This is a genomic window from Streptomyces sp. NPDC047453, from assembly GCF_040643155.1.
Classification (GTDB): Bacteria; Actinomycetota; Actinomycetes; order Streptomycetales; family Streptomycetaceae; genus Streptomyces.
Genome location: NZ_JBEYTS010000025.1, coordinates 1 through 18,762 on the forward strand (window position 1 = coordinate 1; position 18,762 = coordinate 18,762).

The 18,762-nt window shown below is 72.0% G+C and carries 16 protein-coding genes; 14 read left to right on the forward strand and 2 right to left on the reverse strand.

Annotated features, from left to right (window positions below; genetic code table 11):
* Window positions 1-218: 218 nt before the first annotated feature.
* Window positions 219-722 (reverse strand): transcriptional regulator BldD, encoded by a 504-nt coding sequence (bldD, locus tag ABZ818_RS22005; protein ID WP_242774960.1) that lies wholly within the window; start codon window positions 720-722, stop codon window positions 219-221.
* A 254-nt stretch (window positions 723-976) separates the two neighbouring features.
* On the opposite strand from bldD, the gene pyrR reads away from it, so the two are divergent.
* From pyrR to ABZ818_RS22075, 14 genes are all read left to right on the forward strand, one after another.
* Entirely contained in the window at window positions 977-1,561 is a 585-nt protein-coding gene (pyrR, locus tag ABZ818_RS22010) for a bifunctional pyr operon transcriptional regulator/uracil phosphoribosyltransferase PyrR (RefSeq protein WP_361417017.1), read from the forward strand.
* A 100-nt stretch (window positions 1,562-1,661) separates the two neighbouring features.
* Window positions 1,662-2,639: an aspartate carbamoyltransferase catalytic subunit gene (locus tag ABZ818_RS22015; RefSeq protein ID WP_361417020.1), complete on the forward strand. Its 978-nt coding sequence runs from the start codon at window positions 1,662-1,664 to the stop codon at window positions 2,637-2,639.
* Window positions 2,640-2,644: 5 nt separating this feature from the next.
* Complete coding sequence (locus tag ABZ818_RS22020; RefSeq protein WP_361417023.1) at window positions 2,645-3,931, forward strand: dihydroorotase; 1,287 nt, start codon at window positions 2,645-2,647, stop codon at window positions 3,929-3,931.
* Window positions 3,928-4,521 (forward strand): hypothetical protein, encoded by a 594-nt coding sequence (locus ABZ818_RS22025; RefSeq protein WP_361417026.1) that lies wholly within the window; start codon window positions 3,928-3,930, stop codon window positions 4,519-4,521. The genes ABZ818_RS22020 and ABZ818_RS22025 overlap by 4 nt, the downstream gene beginning before the upstream one ends.
* Window positions 4,518-5,660, forward strand: a complete 1,143-nt coding sequence (gene carA / locus ABZ818_RS22030; RefSeq protein WP_361417029.1) for a glutamine-hydrolyzing carbamoyl-phosphate synthase small subunit — start codon at window positions 4,518-4,520, stop codon at window positions 5,658-5,660. Before ABZ818_RS22025 ends, carA begins: the two co-directional genes overlap by 4 nt.
* Window positions 5,653-8,961: a carbamoyl-phosphate synthase large subunit gene (gene carB / locus ABZ818_RS22035; protein ID WP_361417032.1), complete on the forward strand. Its 3,309-nt coding sequence runs from the start codon at window positions 5,653-5,655 to the stop codon at window positions 8,959-8,961. The genes carA and carB overlap by 8 nt, the downstream gene beginning before the upstream one ends.
* Window positions 8,962-9,053: 92 nt before the next feature.
* Window positions 9,054-10,169: a quinone-dependent dihydroorotate dehydrogenase gene (locus tag ABZ818_RS22040; protein WP_361417035.1), complete on the forward strand. Its 1,116-nt coding sequence runs from the start codon at window positions 9,054-9,056 to the stop codon at window positions 10,167-10,169.
* A complete protein-coding gene (pyrF, locus tag ABZ818_RS22045; RefSeq protein WP_361417038.1) occupies window positions 10,166-11,011 on the forward strand; it encodes an orotidine-5'-phosphate decarboxylase in 846 nt (281 codons plus the stop codon). Before ABZ818_RS22040 ends, pyrF begins: the two co-directional genes overlap by 4 nt.
* Before the next feature lie 285 nt (window positions 11,012-11,296).
* Window positions 11,297-11,620, forward strand: coding sequence for an integration host factor (locus tag ABZ818_RS22050; protein WP_003977346.1), 324 nt, complete (start codon window positions 11,297-11,299; stop codon window positions 11,618-11,620).
* A gap of 58 nt (window positions 11,621-11,678) precedes the next feature.
* Entirely contained in the window at window positions 11,679-12,272 is a 594-nt protein-coding gene (gene gmk, locus ABZ818_RS22055) for a guanylate kinase (protein ID WP_361417041.1), read from the forward strand.
* Between the two features lie 62 nt (window positions 12,273-12,334).
* Window positions 12,335-12,607, forward strand: coding sequence for a DNA-directed RNA polymerase subunit omega (rpoZ, locus tag ABZ818_RS22060; protein ID WP_030577387.1), 273 nt, complete (start codon window positions 12,335-12,337; stop codon window positions 12,605-12,607).
* Window positions 12,608-12,782: 175 nt separating this feature from the next.
* Window positions 12,783-13,985 (forward strand): bifunctional phosphopantothenoylcysteine decarboxylase/phosphopantothenate--cysteine ligase CoaBC, encoded by a 1,203-nt coding sequence (gene coaBC, locus ABZ818_RS22065; protein ID WP_361417044.1) that lies wholly within the window; start codon window positions 12,783-12,785, stop codon window positions 13,983-13,985.
* Between the two features lie 238 nt (window positions 13,986-14,223).
* Entirely contained in the window at window positions 14,224-15,435 is a 1,212-nt protein-coding gene (gene metK, locus ABZ818_RS22070) for a methionine adenosyltransferase (RefSeq protein WP_361417047.1), read from the forward strand.
* Window positions 15,436-15,548: 113 nt separating this feature from the next.
* Entirely contained in the window at window positions 15,549-17,696 is a 2,148-nt protein-coding gene (locus ABZ818_RS22075; protein ID WP_361417050.1) for a primosomal protein N', read from the forward strand.
* Window positions 17,697-18,125: 429 nt separating this feature from the next.
* Here the strand turns inward: ABZ818_RS22075 and ABZ818_RS22080 are convergent, their stop codons facing one another.
* Window positions 18,126-18,659, reverse strand: a complete 534-nt coding sequence (locus ABZ818_RS22080) for a hypothetical protein (RefSeq protein ID WP_361417053.1) — start codon at window positions 18,657-18,659, stop codon at window positions 18,126-18,128.
* Between the last annotated feature and the right edge of the window lie 103 nt (window positions 18,660-18,762).

Genomic DNA, 18,762 nt, shown 5'->3' on the forward strand with positions numbered 1-18,762 from the left:
GTGCCGCCGGGGCCCGCACGGACGCCGTGGGGCCCGCAGCAGTACTGCTGGGGGCCCCTCGGCGTCCGTGTGCACGCCCCCCGCGGGCCCACCGGACCATGTCCACCCCGCCAGGGCCGCGTCCGCCCCTTCAGGGCCGCGGAAAAGCGGCCAGGGTGGCCGGAACCAAACGGTTCCGGCCACCCCGGCGGCACGTTTCTGCTAGGTCTGCCGAGCGGTCAGCTGTCCTCGTGGGACGCCACCGCGCGGCGCGCGTCGGCGTCCAGCACGCCCCAGCTGATCAGCTGTTCGGTGAGGACCGAGGGCGACTGGTCGTAGATGACGGCGAGTGTGCGCAGGTCGTCCTGGCGGATGGAGAGCACCTTGCCGTTGTAGTCACCGCGCTGGGACTGGATCGTCGCCGCGTACCGCTGGAGCGGGCCCGCCTTCTCGGCCGGCACCGTGGCCAGCCGCTCCAGGTCCAGGACCAGCTTCGGCGGGGGCTCGGCGGCGCCGCCCGGGGTCGTGCCCGGCAGCAGTTCCTGCACGGGGACCCCGTAGAAATCCGCCAGCTCGGCGAGGCGCTGCACCGTCACGGCACGGTCGCCGCGCTCGTACGAACCGACCACGACCGCCTTCCAGCGTCCCTGGCTCTTCTCCTCGACACCGTGGAGGGAAAGGCCCTGCTGGGTGCGGATCGCCCGGAGCTTGGCCCCGAGCTGTTTGGCGTATTCGCTGGACATATGGCTCCCCGGACACTGTGTCGACGCGACTGGCTCGGGTGCCACGCCGCGCGGCTGGTAACTCACTGTGAGGTTACGCAGCGTTACTCTGCCGCGTCAAGCCGAATGGTCCGCAGCGCTGCTTCCGTGGTAACCGCGGCCCGTTGCGCCAAGGGGGTGATCGGGGAGGCCTCCGGTACCTGGTAGCGTGTATGGCGCAATTCCGACGTCCTTTAAGGTCCGTCCCGTGAGGCGGAGAAGGAGGTCCGTTTCTTATGGACTCGCACGAAACCGCGCAAGCCTCCGATGCCCGGCCCGTTCTCGAGGGCCCCGACATCGAGCGGGTGCTGACCCGCATCGCCCACGAGATCGTCGAGCGCGCCAAGGGCGCCGACGACGTGGTGCTCCTCGGCATTCCGACCCGGGGCGTCTTCCTCGCCCAGCGGCTCGCCGTCAAACTCGAGCAGATCACCGAGCGCAAGGTCCCCTGCGGCTCGCTCGACATCACCATGTACCGCGACGACCTGCGCATGCAGCCCCCGCGCGCGCTGGCCCGCACCGAGATCCCCGGTGACGGCATCGACGGCCGCCTGGTCGTCCTCGTCGACGACGTGCTCTTCTCCGGCCGCACCATCCGCGCCGCCCTCGACGCCCTGAACGACACCGGGCGCCCGCGCGCGGTGCAGCTCGCCGTCCTCGTCGACCGCGGCCACCGCGAACTGCCGATCCGCGCCGACTACGTCGGCAAGAACCTCCCCACGTCGCTGCGGGAGACGGTCAAGGTCCTGCTCACCGAGGAGGACGGTCGCGACACCGTGCTGCTCGGTGCCAAGCCGGCCGCCCAGGGCGACCAGCCGTAACACGCGCGCGTACGCATCGCCGTACGCCCCGCGCGTGTGCCCTCGCACGCGCCCGTCTGCCCCAATTCTCCCGAATGAACCGCCTTACGGAGCCTGACAGATGCAGCGTCATCTCATCTCGGCCGCCGACCTCACCCGCGACGACGCCGTCCTGATCCTCGACACCGCCGAGGAGATGGCCCGGGTCGCCGACCGGCCGATCAAGAAACTGCCGACCCTGCGCGGCCGCACCGTCGTCAACCTCTTCTTCGAGGACTCCACCCGCACCCGGATCTCCTTCGAGGCCGCGGAGAAGCGGCTGTCCGCGGACGTCATCAACTTCACCGCCAAGGGATCCTCCGTGTCCAAGGGCGAGTCCCTGAAGGACACCGCCCAGACCCTGGAGGCCATGGGCGTCGACGCCGTGGTCATCCGGCACGGCGCCTCCGGGGCCCCGTACCGGCTGGCCAACTCCGGCTGGATCGACGCCGCCGTCATCAACGCCGGCGACGGCACCCACCAGCACCCCACCCAGGCCCTGCTCGACGCCTTCACCCTGCGCCGCCGGCTGGTCGGCAGGGACGCGGGCCTCGGCCAGGACCTGTCCGGCAGGCGCGTCACCCTCGTCGGCGACGTGCTGCACAGCCGGGTGGCCCGGTCCAATGTCGACCTGCTGCACACCCTCGGCGCCGACGTCACCCTGGTCGCCCCGCCGACCCTGCTGCCGGTCGGCGTCGAGTCCTGGCCCTGCGAGGTCTCCTACGACCTCGACGCCACGCTGCCCAAGTCCGACGCGGTGATGATGCTCCGCGTGCAGCGCGAGCGGATGCACGCCGCCTTCTTCCCGACCGAGCGCGAGTACTCGCGGCGCTACGGGCTGGACGGCGAGCGGATGGCGAGGATGCCCGAGCACGCCATAGTGATGCACCCCGGTCCGATGGTCCGCGGCATGGAGATCACCGCCGAGGTCGCCGACTCCGCCCGCTGCACCGCCGTCGAGCAGGTCACCAACGGCGTCTCCATCCGCATGGCCGTGCTGTACCTGCTGCTCGGCGGCATGGAACCCGCCGCCCAAGCCCGCACCACCGAGGAGAAGTAAGAGACATGAGCAAGATCCTGATCCGTGGTGCCAGGGTGCTCGGCGGCGCGCCGCAGGACGTCCTGATCGACGGCGAGGCCGTCGAGGCGGTCGGCACCGGGCTGTCCGCCGAGGGCGCCGAGATCGTCGAGGCCGACGGCAAGGTGCTGCTGCCGGGCCTGGTCGACCTGCACACCCATCTGCGCGAGCCGGGCCGGGAGGACTCCGAGACCGTCCTGACCGGCACCCGCGCGGCCGCCTCCGGCGGCTACACCGCCGTGTTCGCCATGGCCAACACGTTCCCCGTGGCCGACACCGCCGGCGTCGTCGAGCAGGTCTGGCGTCTGGGCCGGGAGCACGGCTACTGCGACGTGCAGCCCATCGGCGCCGTCACGGTCGGCCTGGAGGGCAGGAAGCTCGCCGAACTCGGCGCCATGCACGAGTCGGCCGCCGGGGTCACCGTCTTCTCCGACGACGGCAAGTGCGTCGACGACGCGGTGATCATGCGCCGGGCGCTGGAGTACGTGAAGGCCTTCGGCGGTGTCGTCGCCCAGCACGCCCAGGAGCCGAGGCTGACCGAGGGCGCCCAGATGAACGAGGGCGTCGTCTCCGCCGAACTGGGCCTGGGCGGCTGGCCGGCCGTCGCCGAGGAGTCGGTCATCGCCCGCGACGTCCTGCTCGCCGAGCACGTCGGTTCCCGCGTCCACATCTGCCACCTGTCGACCGCGGGCAGCGTCGAGATCGTCCGCTGGGCCAAGTCCCGCGGCATCCAGGTCACCGCCGAGGTCACCCCGCACCACCTGCTCCTCACCGACGAGCTGGTGCGTACCTACAACCCGGTCTACAAGGTCAACCCGCCGCTGCGCACCGAGCGGGACGTGCACGCCCTGCGCGAGGCGCTCGCCGACGGCACGATCGACATCGTCGCCACCGACCACGCCCCGCACCCGCACGAGGACAAGGACTGCGAGTGGGCCGCGGCCGCCATGGGCATGGTCGGCCTGGAGACCGCCCTGTCGGTGCTCCAGGAGACCATGGTCGACACCGGCCTGCTGGACTGGGCGGGCATCGCGGACCGCATGTCCTTCGCGCCGGCCCGGATCGGGCGGGCCGTCGGCCACGGCCGCCCCGTCTCGGCAGGTGAGCCCGCCAACCTCACGCTGGTCGACACGGCATACCGTGGGCAGGTGGACCCCGCGGGCTTCGCCTCGCGCAGCAGGAACACCCCGTACGAGGGACGTGAGCTGCCGGGCCGTGTCACCCACACGTGGCTCCGGGGCAAGGCCACGCTCGTCGACGGGAAGCTCACGTGACACCTGCACCTCTGCTCGCAGCCGGGCTCGCGACCGAAATCGCCACGGAAGGGAAATCGGCCGAGGTCACCGACTGGGCCGCCCGTATCGGCTGGCTGATCGGCCTCGTCCTGTTCATCGCCCTCGTCTACTGGCTGATGCGCGAGGGCTGGAAGTGGCGCGCCACCCTCCAGGGCGACCTGCCCGAGCTGCCGAGCACACCCGAGGAACCCGGTCCGGCGAAACTGACGATGACCGGCCGCTACCACGGATCCACCACCGCCGGACAGTGGCTGGACCGCATCGTGGCGCGCGGCCTGGGCACCCGCAGCCGGGCCGAGCTGACCCTGACCGGCGCGGGCCTGGACGTGGTGCGCCCCGGAGCGAGCGACTTCTTCGTCCCGGCCGAGCGGCTGCGCGGGGCCCGGCTCGACAAGGGCATCGCCGGCAAGGTGCTCACCGAGGGCGGGCTGCTCGTCGTGACCTGGGAGCACGGCGATCGCCTGATCGACTCCGGGTTCCGCTCCGACCGGGCGGCCGAGCACACCGAATGGGTCGAGGCCCTCAACTCCATGATCGAGAAGAACAGCACGGAAGGCGCCGAACGATGACCACCTCCACCAGGGGAACCTCGAGGGTTCCCGCCGTACTCGTCCTGGAGGACGGCCGGATCTTCCGCGGCCGTGCCTACGGGGCCGTGGGGGAGACGTTCGGCGAGGCCGTGTTCTCCACCGGGATGACCGGCTACCAGGAGACGCTCACCGACCCGTCGTACCACCGCCAGGTCGTCGTCATGACCGCCCCGCACGTCGGCAACACCGGCGTCAACGACCAGGACCCCGAGTCGAAGCGGATCTGGGTCTCCGGCTACGTCGTGCGCGACCCCGCGCGCCGGCCCTCCAACTGGCGTGCCCAGCGCACCCTGGACGAGGAGCTCGCCGCCCAGGGCGTCGTCGGCATCAGCGGCATCGACACCCGCGCCCTCACCCGTCACCTGCGCGAGCGCGGCGCCATGCGCGTCGGCGTCTTCAGCGGCCCGGCCCTCCAGGACGACGCCGCGCTGCTGGCCCGGGTCCTCGAGTCGCCCCGGATGGAGGGCGCGGACCTGTCCGCCGAGGTGGCCACCGAGGAGGCGTACGTGGTCCCCGCGATCGGTGACAAGAAGTTCACCGTCGCCGCAGTCGACCTCGGCATCAAGGGCATGACCCCGCACCGCATGGCCGAACGCGGCATCGAGGTGCACGTGCTGCCCGCCACCGCCACCGTCGAGGACGTGTACGCGGTCGAGCCCGACGGCGTGTTCTTCTCCAACGGCCCCGGCGACCCGGCCACCGCCGACCACGCCGTCTCCGTCATGCAAGGCGTCCTGGAGCGCGGCACGCCGCTGTTCGGCATCTGCTTCGGCAACCAGATCCTCGGCCGCGCGCTGGGCTTCGGCACCTACAAGCTGAAGTACGGCCACCGCGGCATCAACCAGCCGGTGCAGGACCGTACGACCGGCAAGGTCGAGGTCACCGCGCACAACCACGGCTTCGCCGTCGACGCCCCCACCGACGGGGTCTCCGACACCCCCTTCGGCCGTGTCGAGGTCTCCCACGTCTGCCTCAATGACAACGTGGTGGAAGGCCTCCAGCTGCTCGACAAGCCGGCCTTCAGCGTCCAGTACCACCCCGAAGCGGCCGCGGGACCCCACGACGCCGCCTACCTGTTCGACCGCTTCGTCTCCCTGATGGAGGGCCAGCGTGCCTAAGCGCACCGATATCCAGTCCGTCCTGGTCATCGGCTCCGGCCCGATCGTCATCGGCCAGGCCGCCGAGTTCGACTACTCCGGCACCCAGGCGTGCCGCGTCCTGAAGGCCGAGGGCCTCAGGGTCGTCCTCGTCAACTCCAACCCCGCGACGATCATGACCGATCCGGAGATCGCCGACGCCACCTACGTCGAGCCGATCACCCCGGAATTCGTCGAGAAGATCATCGCCAAGGAGCGCCCCGACGCCCTCCTGCCCACCCTGGGTGGCCAGACCGCGCTCAACACCGCCATCTCGCTGCACCAGAACGGCGTCCTGGAGAAGTTCGGCGTCGAGCTGATCGGCGCCAACGTCGAGGCCATCCACAAGGGCGAGGACCGCGACCAGTTCAAGGAGGTCGTGGAGGCCGTCCGGCGCAAGACCGGGCACGGCGAGTCCGCCCGCTCCGTGATCTGCCACACCATGGACGAGGTCCTGGCCGGCGTCGACGAGCTCGGCGGCTACCCGGTCGTGGTCCGCCCCTCCTTCACCATGGGCGGCGCCGGCTCCGGCTTCGCGCACGACGAGGAGGAACTGCGCCGCATCGCCGGACAGGGCCTGACTCTCTCGCCGACCACCGAGGTGCTCCTGGAGGAGTCCATCCTCGGCTGGAAGGAGTACGAGCTGGAGCTGATGCGCGACAAGCACGACAACGTCGTGGTCGTCTGCTCCATCGAGAACTTCGACCCGATGGGCGTGCACACCGGCGACTCCATCACCGTCGCCCCGGCGATGACGCTCACGGACCGCGAGTACCAGATCCTGCGGGACATCGGCATCGCCGTCATCCGCGAGGTCGGCGTCGACACCGGCGGCTGCAACATCCAGTTCGCGGTGAACCCCGAGGACGGCCGGGTCATCGTCATCGAGATGAACCCGCGCGTGTCGCGCTCCTCCGCGCTCGCCTCCAAGGCGACCGGCTTCCCCATCGCCAAGATCGCCGCCAAGCTCGCCGTCGGCTACACCCTCGACGAGATCCCCAACGACATCACGCGGGAGACCCCGGCCTCCTTCGAGCCGACCCTCGACTACGTGGTCGTCAAGGCGCCCCGGTTCGCCTTCGAGAAGTTCCCGCAGGCCGACTCCACTCTGACCACCACCATGAAGTCGGTCGGCGAGGCCATGGCCATCGGCCGCAACTTCACCGAGGCCCTCCAGAAGGCCCTGCGCTCGCTGGAGAAGAAGGGCAGCCGGTTCACGTTCGTAGGCGACCCCGGCGACCGGCACGAACGGCTGCGCGAGGCCGTCCGCCCGACCGACGGCCGGATCAACGCGGTGATGCAGGCCATCCGCGCGGGCGCCACGGCCGAGGAGGTCTTCGACGCCACGAAGATCGACCCGTGGTTCGTCGACCAGCTGTTCCTGATCAAGGAGATCGCCGACGAGCTGGCCGACGCGCCCGAGCTCACCGCCGAACTCCTCGCCGAGGCCAAGCGGCACGGCTTCTCCGACCAGCAGATCGGCGAGATCCGGGGCCTGCGCGAGGACGTGGTCCGCGAGGTACGGCACGCGCTCGGCATCCGCCCGGTCTACAAGACGGTCGACACCTGCGCCGCCGAGTTCGCCGCGCGGACGCCGTACTTCTACTCCTCCTACGACGAGGAGAACGAGGTCGCCCCGCGCGAGAGGCCCGCGGTGATCATCCTGGGCTCCGGCCCCAACCGCATCGGCCAGGGCATCGAGTTCGACTACTCCTGCGTGCACGCCTCCTTCGCGCTGCACGACGCCGGGTACGAGACCGTGATGGTCAACTGCAACCCGGAGACCGTCTCCACCGACTACGACACCTCCGACCGGCTGTACTTCGAGCCGCTGACCCTGGAGGACGTCCTGGAGATCGTCCACGCGGAGCGGCAGGCCGGCCCCATCGCCGGTGTCGTCGTCCAGCTCGGCGGCCAGACCCCGCTGGGCCTGGCACAGGCCCTGAAGGACAACGGCGTGCCGATCGTCGGCACCCCGCCCGAGGCGATCCACGCGGCCGAGGACCGGGGCGCCTTCGGCCAGGTGCTGGCCGAGGCGGGCCTGCCGGCCCCCAAGCACGGCACCGCGACCACCTTCGCCCAGGCCAAGACCATCGCCGACGAGATCGGCTACCCGGTCCTGGTCCGCCCGTCCTACGTCCTGGGCGGCCGCGGCATGGAGATCGTGTACGACGAGGCGCGCCTGGAGGCGTACATCGCCGAGTCGACCGAGATCAGCCCCTCCCGCCCGGTGCTCGTCGACCGGTTCCTGGACGACGCCATAGAGATCGACGTCGACGCCCTCTACGACGGCGAGGAGCTGTACCTGGGCGGCGTCATGGAGCACATCGAGGAGGCCGGCATCCACTCCGGCGACTCGGCGTGCGCGCTGCCGCCGATCACGCTCGGCGGGTTCGACATCAAGCGGCTGCGGGCCTCCACCGAGGCCATCGCGCGCGGTGTCGGGGTGCGCGGCCTGATCAACATCCAGTTCGCGCTGTCCGGCGACATCCTCTACGTCCTCGAGGCCAACCCGCGCGCCTCCCGTACGGTCCCCTTCACCTCCAAGGCGACCGCCGTGCCGCTCGCCAAGGCCGCCGCCCGGATCTCGCTGGGCGCGACCATCGCCGAACTGCGCGAGGAGGGGCTGCTGCCGAAGAACGGCGACGGCGGCACGCTGCCGCTGGACGCGCCGATCTCCGTCAAGGAGGCCGTGCTGCCCTGGAGCCGCTTCCGGGACACCTCCGGACGCGGTGTGGACACCGTCCTCGGCCCCGAGATGCGCTCCACCGGCGAGGTCATGGGCATCGACTCCGTCTTCGGCACCGCGTACGCCAAGTCGCAGTCGGCGGCCTACGGTCCGCTGCCGACCAAGGGCCGCGCCTTCATCTCGGTCGCCAACCGGGACAAGCGGTCGATGATCTTCCCGGCCCGTGAGCTGGTCGCCCACGGCTTCGAGCTGCTCGCCACCTCCGGCACGGCCGAGGTGCTCAAGCGCAACGGCATCAACGCCACGGTCGTGCGCAAGCAGTCCCAGGGCGCCGGGCCGAACGGCGAGCGGACCATCGTCCAGCTGATCCACGACGGCGAGGTCGACCTCATCGTCAACACCCCGTACGGCACCGGTGGCCGCCTGGACGGCTACGAGATCCGTACCGCGGCCGTGGCGCGCTCCGTGCCGTGCCTGACGACGGTCCAGGCGCTGGCCGCGGCGGTCCAGGGCATCGACGCCCTCCACCGCGGCGAGGTGGGTGTCCGCTCCCTCCAGGAACACGCGGGATTCCTGACCGCGACCCGCGACTAGCGGACCCGAGGGGGACACCGGAAACGGTGTCCCCCTTCGCACGAGGACCCATGGGGACCCATGAGGCCCCGAGGACACCCGAGGACTCAGTGATGTACAAGCTCTTCTTCCGTCTGTTCTTCCAGCGGATGGACCCGGAACAGGCACACCACCTGGCCTTCCGCTGGATCCGCCTCGCCGCCCGCGTCCCGGTGCTGCGCACCTTCGCCGCCGCCGTGCTCGCCCCCCGCCACAAGGAGCTGCGCACCGAGGCCCTCGGGCTGCGGATGCACGGCCCCTTCGGGCTCGCCGCCGGCTTCGACAAGAACGCCGTGGCGATCGACGGGATGTCGATGCTCGGCTTCGACCACGTCGAGATCGGCACGGTCACGGGGGAGCCGCAGCCCGGCAACCCCAGGAAGCGGCTGTTCCGGCTGGTCGCGGACCGCGCGCTGATCAACCGCATGGGCTTCAACAACGAGGGCTCGCTCGCCGTCGCCGCGCGCCTGGCCTCGCGCACGCCCGTGTTCAGGACCGTCGTGGGCGTCAACATCGGCAAGACCAAGGTCGTCCCGGAGGAGGAGGCCGTCGGCGACTACGTGAAGTCCGCCGAGCGGCTGGCCCCGTACGCCGACTACCTGGTCGTCAACGTCTCGTCACCGAACACACCCGGACTGCGCGACCTCCAGGCCACCGAGGCGCTGCGCCCGCTCCTTGCCGCCGTGCGCGAGGCCGCCGACCGGGTCGTGCCGGGGCGCCGGGTGCCGCTGCTGGTGAAGATCGCGCCGGACCTCGCCGACGAGGACGTCGACGCCGTCGCCGACCTCGCCGTGGAACTGGGCCTGGACGGGATCATCGCCACCAACACCACCATCGCGCGCGAGGGACTCGGGCTGACGTCCGCGTCCTCGCTGGTGAAGGAGACCGGCGGGCTCTCGGGCGCGCCGCTCAAGGCGCGCTCCCTGGAGGTGCTGCGCCGCCTCTACGCGCGCGTGGGCGACCGCATCACCCTGGTCGGTGTCGGCGGCATCGAGGACGCCGAGGACGCCTGGCGGCGCATCCTGGCCGGCGCCACCCTGGTCCAGGGCTACAGCGCCTTCGTCTACCAGGGGCCGTTCTGGAGCCGCGCGATCCACAAGGGGCTCGCCGCACGCCTGCGGACCAGCCCGTACGCCACCCTCGCCGACGCGGTCGGCGCCGACGTAAGGAAGGCAGGGGAGACGGCATGAGCCCGACGGAACCCTTCGGCACGCGTCTGCGTCGCGCCATGGACGAGCGCGGCCCGCTGTGCGTCGGCATCGACCCGCACGCCTCGCTGCTCGCCGAGTGGGGCCTGAACGACGACGTGGCCGGTCTGGAGCGGTTCAGCCGCACCGTGGTGGAGGCGCTGGCCGACCGGGTGGCCGCCCTGAAGCCGCAGAGCGCCTTCTACGAGCGTTTCGGCTCGCGCGGCCTCGCCGTCCTGGAGAAGTCGGTCGAGGAGGCCCGGGCGGCCGGGGCGCTGGTCGTCATGGACGCCAAGCGCGGCGACATCGGCTCGACCATGGCCGCCTACGCCGAGTCGTTCCTGCGCAAGGACGCCCCGCTGTTCTCGGACGCGCTCACCGTCTCGCCGTACCTCGGCTACGGGTCGCTGAGGCCCGCGGTCGACCTGGCGCGGGAGAGCGGCGCGGGCCTGTTCGTGCTGGCCCTGACCTCCAACCCGGAGGGCGCCGAGGTCCAGCACGCCGTGCGGCCCGACGGACGCTCCGTCGCCGCGACCGTGCTCGCGCACCTCGCCGAGGAGAACGCGGGGCAGGCCCCGCTCGGCTCCTTCGGCGCGGTGGTGGGGGCCACGCTGGGCGACCTGTCGTCGTACGACCTGGACATGGGCGGGCCGCTGCTCGCGCCGGGGATCGGCGCGCAGGGAGCGACGCCGGCCGACCTTCCGCGGGTGTTCGGCTCCGCGGTGCGCAACGTGGTCCCGAGCGTCAGCCGGGGTGTTCTGCGTCACGGTCCCGAGGTGGGGGCGCTGCGCGGCGCCGCGGAGCGCTTCGCGGAGGAGATCAGGAGTGCGGTGACCGGCGGCTGAGTCACCGGGCGGGCGGCCCGGGGCCCGCCTGAGCCTGGATACATCCTCAAATCCAGGGCATTATGTCCTAAATGCCCGACCTGACGGAGGCTGACCAGGACTTTTCCGCTGTTCTCGCTGACTCTGGCGGACGGGACCGCTAGTCTCCGTCGAGTGGGGGCGCCTCCCACGCCCTCCAGGTAGGGGAGAACGGGCAAGTGTGTTGCTCGTAGCTCCCCAGGTGTGGGGCGACTAGGTTCCTCACCGGTCCGTATCCGACAGTTCGACATCCGAGGTGACGTAGGCGTGGCTCTTCCGCCCCTAACCCCTGAACAGCGCGCAGCCGCGCTCGAAAAGGCCGCCGCGGCTCGCCGGGAGCGGGCCGAGGTCAAGAATCGACTCAAGCACTCCGGCGCCTCCCTGCACGAGGTCATCAAGCAGGGCCAGGAGAACGACGTCATCGGCAAGATGAAGGTCTCCGCCCTTCTTGAGTCCCTGCCGGGCGTGGGCAAGGTCCGCGCCAAGCAGATCATGGAGCGGCTCGGCATCTCCGAGAGCCGTCGCGTGCGCGGCCTCGGGTCCAACCAGATCGCCTCCCTGGAGCGCGAGTTCGGCAGCACCGGCTCCTGAATCCGGGGGCTTGGGGCCGACGTCCCGGGCATCGTGCCATTGCTGGAATAATCGGCGCATGGCTGTAACACCCCGGGGCGCGACCCCCGTACCCCCGGACGCACGTCCGCGGCTGACCGTGCTCTCCGGCCCCTCAGGGGTCGGCAAGAGCACGGTCGTCGCCCATATGCGCAAGGAACACCCCGAGGTCTGGCTGTCGGTGTCCGCGACGACCCGCAAGCCCCGCCCCGGTGAGCAGCACGGCGTCCACTACTTCTTCGTCACCGACGAGGAGATGGACAAGATGATCGCCAACGGCGAACTGCTGGAGTGGGCCGAGTTCGCGGGCAACCGCTACGGCACGCCGCGCGCCGCCGTGCTGGAGCACCTGGAGTCGGGTGTGCCGGTGCTGCTGGAGATCGACCTCCAGGGCGCCCGGCAGGTCCGCGAGTCCATGCCCGAGGGGCGGCTGGTGTTCCTGGCTCCTCCCTCCTGGGAGGAGCTCGTGCGCAGGCTCACCGGGCGGGGGACCGAGCCGCCCGAGGTCATCGAACGGCGGCTGGAGGCGGCGAAGGTCGAACTCGCGGCCGAGCCGGAGTTCGACGAGACCCTGGTCAACACCTCCGTCAAGGACGTGGCTCGCGAGCTGCTAGCCTTGATGGACGTTGTGTGATCGTGACAGTGACCGTGACGGTCGCACCGACTGATTCTTTCCCATCCATCGGAAGGTAGAGCGTGTCCTCTTCCATCTCCGCGCCCGAGGGCATCATCAACCCGCCGATCGACGAGCTCCTCGAGGCCACCGACTCGAAGTACAGCCTCGTGATCTACGCGGCCAAGCGGGCCCGCCAGATCAACGCGTACTACTCGCAGCTCGGCGAGGGCCTCCTCGAGTACGTCGGTCCGCTCGTCGACACCCACGTCCACGAGAAGCCGCTCTCCATCGCCCTGCGCGAGATCAACGCGGGTCTGCTGACGTCCGAGGCCATCGAGGGCCCGGGTCAGTAATTTCTGCGGTTCTTCATATCTGCAGATCGCAGGAGGTTTTTCCACAGGCCCGGCAGCGCGACTGCCGGGCCTGTGGTGTGCTCGGGGGGTGCGGGAGGCGATCCCGCGATGATGCAGCATGGACGCGTACGCCGACGAGCCGCGGCGTGCCTGTTGTCGAGTGCGGGGAGGCCCGGTGAGCAAGCCCAAGGTCGTTCTGGGGGTCGGTGGCGGCATCGCCGCCTACAAGGCGTGCGAGCTGCTGCGCAGGCTGACCGAGTCGGGTCACGACGTGCGTGTGGTGCCGACCGCCTCCGCGCTGCACTTCGTCGGCGCCGCGACCTGGTCCGCCCTGTCCGGCCACCCCGTCTCCACCGAGGTCTGGGACGACGTCCACGAGGTCCCGCACGTCCGCATCGGGCAGCAGGCCGACCTGGTGGTCGTCGCCCCTGCCACCGCCGACATGCTCGCCAGGGCCGCCCACGGCCTTGCCGACGACCTGCTGACCAACACCCTGCTCACCGCCCGCTGCCCGGTGGTCTTCGCCCCCGCGATGCACACCGAGATGTGGGAGCACCCGGCCACCCAGGACAACGTGGCGAGGCTGCGCCGCCGCGGCGCCGTCGTCATCGAACCGGCGGTCGGCCGGCTGACCGGCGTCGACACCGGAAAGGGCCGGCTGCCCGACCCGGCGGAGATCTTCGAGGTCTGCCGCCGAGTGCTCGCCCGGGGCGCGACCGAGCCCGACCTCGCCGGGCGGCACGTCGTCGTCAGCGCCGGCGGCACCCGCGAGCCCCTCGACCCCGTCCGCTTCCTCGGCAACCGCTCCTCCGGCAAGCAGGGCTACGCCCTCGCGCGGACGGCGGCGGCCCGCGGGGCCCGGGTCACGCTCGTCGCCGCCAACACCGCCCTGCCGGACCCGGCGGGCGTGGACCTGGTCCGGGTCGGCACGGCCGTGCAGTTGCGGGAGGCGGTGCTGAAGGCCGCCGCGGACGCCGACGCGGTGGTCATGGCCGCAGCGGTCGCCGACTTCCGTCCCGTGACCTACGCGGCCGGCAAGATCAAGAAGAAGGACGGCGAGGACCCCGCGCCCATCGCGCTGGTACGCAATCCGGACATCCTCGCGGAGATATCAGCCGAACGGGCGCGGCCCGGACAGGTGATCGTGGGCTTCGCCGCCGAGACCGACGATGTCCTCGCCAACGGGCGCAAGAAGCTCGCGCGCAAGGGCTGCGACCTGCTCGTGGTCAACGAGGTGGGGGAGCGCAGGACCTTCGGCGCGGAGGAGAACGAGGCCGTGGTGCTGGCCGCCGACGGCGGCGAGACCCCCGTGCCGCACGGTCCGAAGGAGGCGCTGGCCGACACCGTGTGGGACCTGGTGGCCGCCCGGCTGGGCTGAGCGCCCCCTGCCCTCGCCCGGCCCCCTAAACGCCGAAGCCCGGCGCGTGGCGACTCTGGTCAAGGTCGCCGGGCTTGGGCAGAATGCCCGTGCCGCAGGTCACAGCGCTCCCGAGAGGCGAGACAGGTGGGCCGGTGGCCGAGCGCGACCGATAAACTGTTCTCGGACGACGCCGGGCGCAGCCCCGTGCCCGTCCGCCAATGATCAGCCAGCAGCCGCTGCAACCCCAGGGAGCGTTGTGTCCCGTCGCCTCTTCACCTCGGAGTCCGTGACCGAGGGTCACCCCGACAAGATCGCTGACCAGATCAGCGACACCATTCTCGACGCGCTTCTGCGCGAGGACCCGACCTCCCGGGTCGCCGTGGAGACACTGATCACCACCGGCCTGGTGCACGTGGCCGGCGAGGTCACGACCAAGACCTACGCGGACATCGCGACCCTGGTCCGAGACAAGATCCTCGAGATCGGCTACGACTCCTCCAAGAAGGGCTTCGACGGCGCCTCCTGCGGCGTGTCCGTCTCGATCGGCGCGCAATCCCCGGACATCGCCCAGGGCGTGGACACGGCGTACGAGTCGCGGGTCGAGGGCGACGACTTCGACGAGCTGGACCGGCAGGGCGCGGGCGACCAGGGCCTGATGTTCGGCTACGCCTCCGACGAGACCCCGACGCTGATGCCGCTGCCGATCTTCCTGGCGCACCGGCTGTCCAAGCGCCTGTCGGACGTGCGCAAGAACGGCACGATCCCCTACCTGCGCCCGGACGGCAAGACCCAGGTCACCATCGAGTACGACGGCGACAAGGCGGTCCGCCTGGACACCGTGGTCGTCTCCTCGCAGCACGCCTCCGACATCGACCTGGAATCGCTGCTGGCGCCCGACATCCGCGAGTTCGTCGTCGAGCCGGAGCTGAAGGCGCTGCTGGACGACGGCATCAAGCTGGACACCGAGGGCTACCGGCTGCTGGTCAACCCCACCGGCCGGTTCGAGATCGGCGGCCCGATGGGCGACGCCGGACTGACCGGTCGCAAGATCATCATCGACACCTACGGCGGCATGGCCCGCCACGGCGGTGGCGCCTTCTCCGGCAAGGACCCGTCCAAGGTGGACCGCTCGGCCGCGTACGCGATGCGCTGGGTCGCCAAGAACGTGGTGGCGGCGGGCCTGGCCTCCCGCTGCGAGGTCCAGGTCGCCTACGCGATCGGCAAGGCCGAGCCGGTGGGTCTGTTCGTGGAGACGTTCGGCACCCACAAGGTGGAGCCCGAGAAGATCGAGAAGGCGATCGACCAGGTCTTCGACCTGCGTCCGGCCGCCATCATCCGCGACCTCGACCTGCTCCGCCCGATCTACGCCCAGACCGCCGCCTACGGCCACTTCGGCCGCGAGCTGTCCGACTTCACCTGGGAGCGCACCGACCGCGTGGACGCGCTGCGCGAGGCGGCGGGGCTGTAGGACCGGGGCCGCAGGACCCCGTCCGCCGCGAGACGTGAGCGAGGCCCGGACCCCAGGAGGGTCCGGGCCTCGCTCGCCGTCGGTTGTCGGTCCCGTTTGGTAAGAATGCAAGCGTGAGCAGCGAGAACGGGACGGGGGACGGCGGGGCCGAGGGGGCGCCGCCGGAACAGCTTGCGCTCATCCGGGAGAGCGTGCGCAAGGCGAAGGAGCCGCGGGCCAAGCCGCGCACCTGGCGCGGTGCCGCGCTCGCCGGGGAACTGCCCGTGGCGCGCGTACTGGTCGACAAGGGCGCACTGCACCTCGACCGTTACTTCGACTACGCCGTGCCCGCCGAACTGGACGCCGACGCGCGGCCCGGAGTGCGGGTGCGCGTGCGGTTCGGAGCCGGACGGCACCGGGTGCGCGAGGGACGGCGCGAGGGCGGCGGGCTCATCGACGGGTACCTGATAGAGCGCCGGGCCGAGTCCGACTACGCGGGACCGCTCGCCGCGCTCGCCCAGGTCGTGTCGCCCGAGCCTGTGCTCAGCGAGGAACTGCTCGGCCTGGCACGGGCCGTCGCCGACCGGTACGCGGGCAGCGTCGCCGACGTACTCCAACTCGCCGTGCCGCCGCGCAGGGCACGCGCCGAGGAACGGCCCTCGCCCGCACCCCTGCCGCCGCCGCCCGCACCCGACGCGGGCTCCTGGGCCCGCTACGAGCGGGGGGCCGCGTTCGTGCAGGCCCTGGCCGCGGGTGGCTCGCCGCGTGCCGTGTGGAACGCGCTGCCGGGGCCCGAGTGGAGCGAGGAACTGGCCCGCGCCGTCGCCGCCGCGCTCGCCTCGGGACGCGGTGCGCTCGTCGTCGTTCCGGACGGGCGGGCCGCCGCCCGGGTGGACGTCGCGCTGACGGCCCTCCTCGGCGAGGGACGGCACGCGCTGCTCACCGCCGACGCCGGGCCCGAGAAGCGGTACCGGCAGTGGCTCGCCGTGCGCCGGGGCTCCGTACGGGCCGTCGTCGGCACCCGGGCCGCCATGTTCGCGCCGGTGCGGGATCTCGGGCTGGTCGCGCTGTGGGACGACGGGGACGACAGCCACAGCGAGCAGCACGCGCCGCAGCCACACGCCCGCGAGGTGCTGCTGCTGCGCGCCGCGCAGGACAAGTGCGGTTTCCTGCTGGGCGGTTGGAGCTGCACGGTGGAGGCGGCACAGCTCGTCGAGAGCGGCTGGGCCCGGCCGCTCGTCGCCGCGAGGGAGCAGGTGCGGCGGGCGGCTCCGCTCGTGCGCACGGTGGGCGACGCCGAACTCGCCCGGGACGAGGCCGCGCGGGCGGCCCGGCTGCCCTCGCTGGCCTGGCAGGCGGCCAGGGAGGGACTGCGGCACGGGCCCGTGCTGGTACAGGTGCCCCGCCGGGGCTACGTACCGCGGATGGCCTGCGCGCAGTGCCGAGCGCCCGCGCGGTGCCGGCACTGCTCGGGACCCCTCCAGGGGCAGGACGCGGGGGCGCTCGCCTGTGGCTGGTGCGGGCGGGAGGAGTCCGCCTGGCACTGCCCGGAGTGCGGCTCGTTCCGGCTGCGGGCCCAGGTCGTCGGGGCCCGGCGGACCGCCGAGGAACTGGGCCGGGCGTTCCCGTCCGTACCCGTGCGGACCTCGGGACGCGAGCACGTGCTGGACACGGTGCCGGGGACACCCGCGCTGGTGGTGAGCACCCCGGGCGCGGAGCCGGTCGCCGAGGGCGGATACGCGGCGGCCCTGCTCCTGGACGGCTGGGCCATGCTCGGGCGCCCCGATCTGCGCGCCGGCGAGGACGCGCTGCGGCGCTGGATCGCCGCGGCCGCGCTCGTCCGGCCGCAGCCGGCGGGCGGCACCGTGGTCGTCGTCGCCGAGCCGACCCTGCGGCCCGTGCAGGCGCTGGTGCGCTGGGACCCCGTCGGTCACGCCCTGCGGGAGTTGTCCGAACGCGCCGAACTCGGGTTCCCGCCGGTGTCCCGGATGGCGGCCGTGTCGGGTCCGGAGGAGGCGGTCTCGGACTTCCTCCCCACCGTCGAACTGCCGCGGGAGGCGGAGGTGTTGGGCCCTGTCCCGTTGCCGGTCACGCCTCCGGGCCGCCCCCGCCGCTCCGGTGCGCCTCCGCCCGGCGAGCACTGGACCCGGGCCCTGATCCGCGTCCCGCCCGGCAGCGGGGCCGCACTGGCCTCCGCCCTCAAGTCCGCCCAGGCGGCCCGTATGGCCCGCGGAAACCACGACCCGGTGTGGGTACGCGTCGACCCACCGGACATCGGCTGACTCGGCGACGCCCGCGTGGTGAGGGGCTGCGAACTCCGACCGCCTGTACTGCCGTTCTGCCGCAGGTGCGCGTCCCGGCCGGGCCGCGGGCGCAGAGGTCCGAGTCTCTGTGCGGCGCGGGCGAGTTGGTGCCCCGAGGTGGACGGATCGCCGGTCGGATCGGGCGGTTGGGGCTGTGGGGGCCGGTGTGCCTGGAGGTGCGCCCGAGGGCTTGGCGCGGCGGCGGAGGCCGTTTCACGTCGTACCGGCACGGGCCTCGCCGAGGTGCGCGGCGGCTGTCGGGCCGGGGCGGGTGAGCGGGCCGCATGGTGTCCGGCTGCGCCCGGGACCGCGTGAGAGGGGGGCCGACGGGGCGTCGTCGATGCCCGGTCGGCGGGGGTGTCAGAACCCTCCCGGATGCCCGCCGGGAGGGGACACGGGAAGGGGTCGTCAGCCGTTGCGGGGGCTGGGGAAGGCGGTGGGGCGGGGCTCGTCGCGCAGGACCGGGCTGCCGGACATCGGCTGGGTCGGCATGGAGCGGGCCGCGGGGACCGTGGCGATGCCGGTGCCGACATTGACCGTACGGCTGCCCGTCGGCTCCGGGGTCCGCTCGGTCTCGGTGGCCGCCTGGGCCGCCGCACGGCGGGCGCCGTAACGCCGGTGGACCGCCTGCTTGGTGACGCCGAGGGCCGAGCCGACGGCGTCCCACGAGAAGCCGAGCGAGCGGTCGAAGTCCACGGCGGCCGTGACCAGGGTCTCGACGCTGTCCCGCAGCTCCTGCGCGAGGCGGACGGTCGGGGCGGGGGCGCGTCCGTAGACGACGAAGCCCGTGGAGGGGCCGGAGCGGCGTGGGCGGTAGACGTTGCCCAGCTGGGCGGTGAGCGTGCGCAGCGCGTCCACCTGCCGGCGGACCCGCTCGATGTCCCGCACCAGCAAGTGCAGGCTCGCCCGGGCCTGGGCGTCGTGGGTTGCGTGGTCGGCCATGAACAAGCCTCTCGAACCGGCGTTGAAAGGAATCGGGCCGAGCAGGCGGCCCGCTGGGGTCAACTCTTCCTTGACCAACGCGCTTGCCCTCCACGGGTCACGG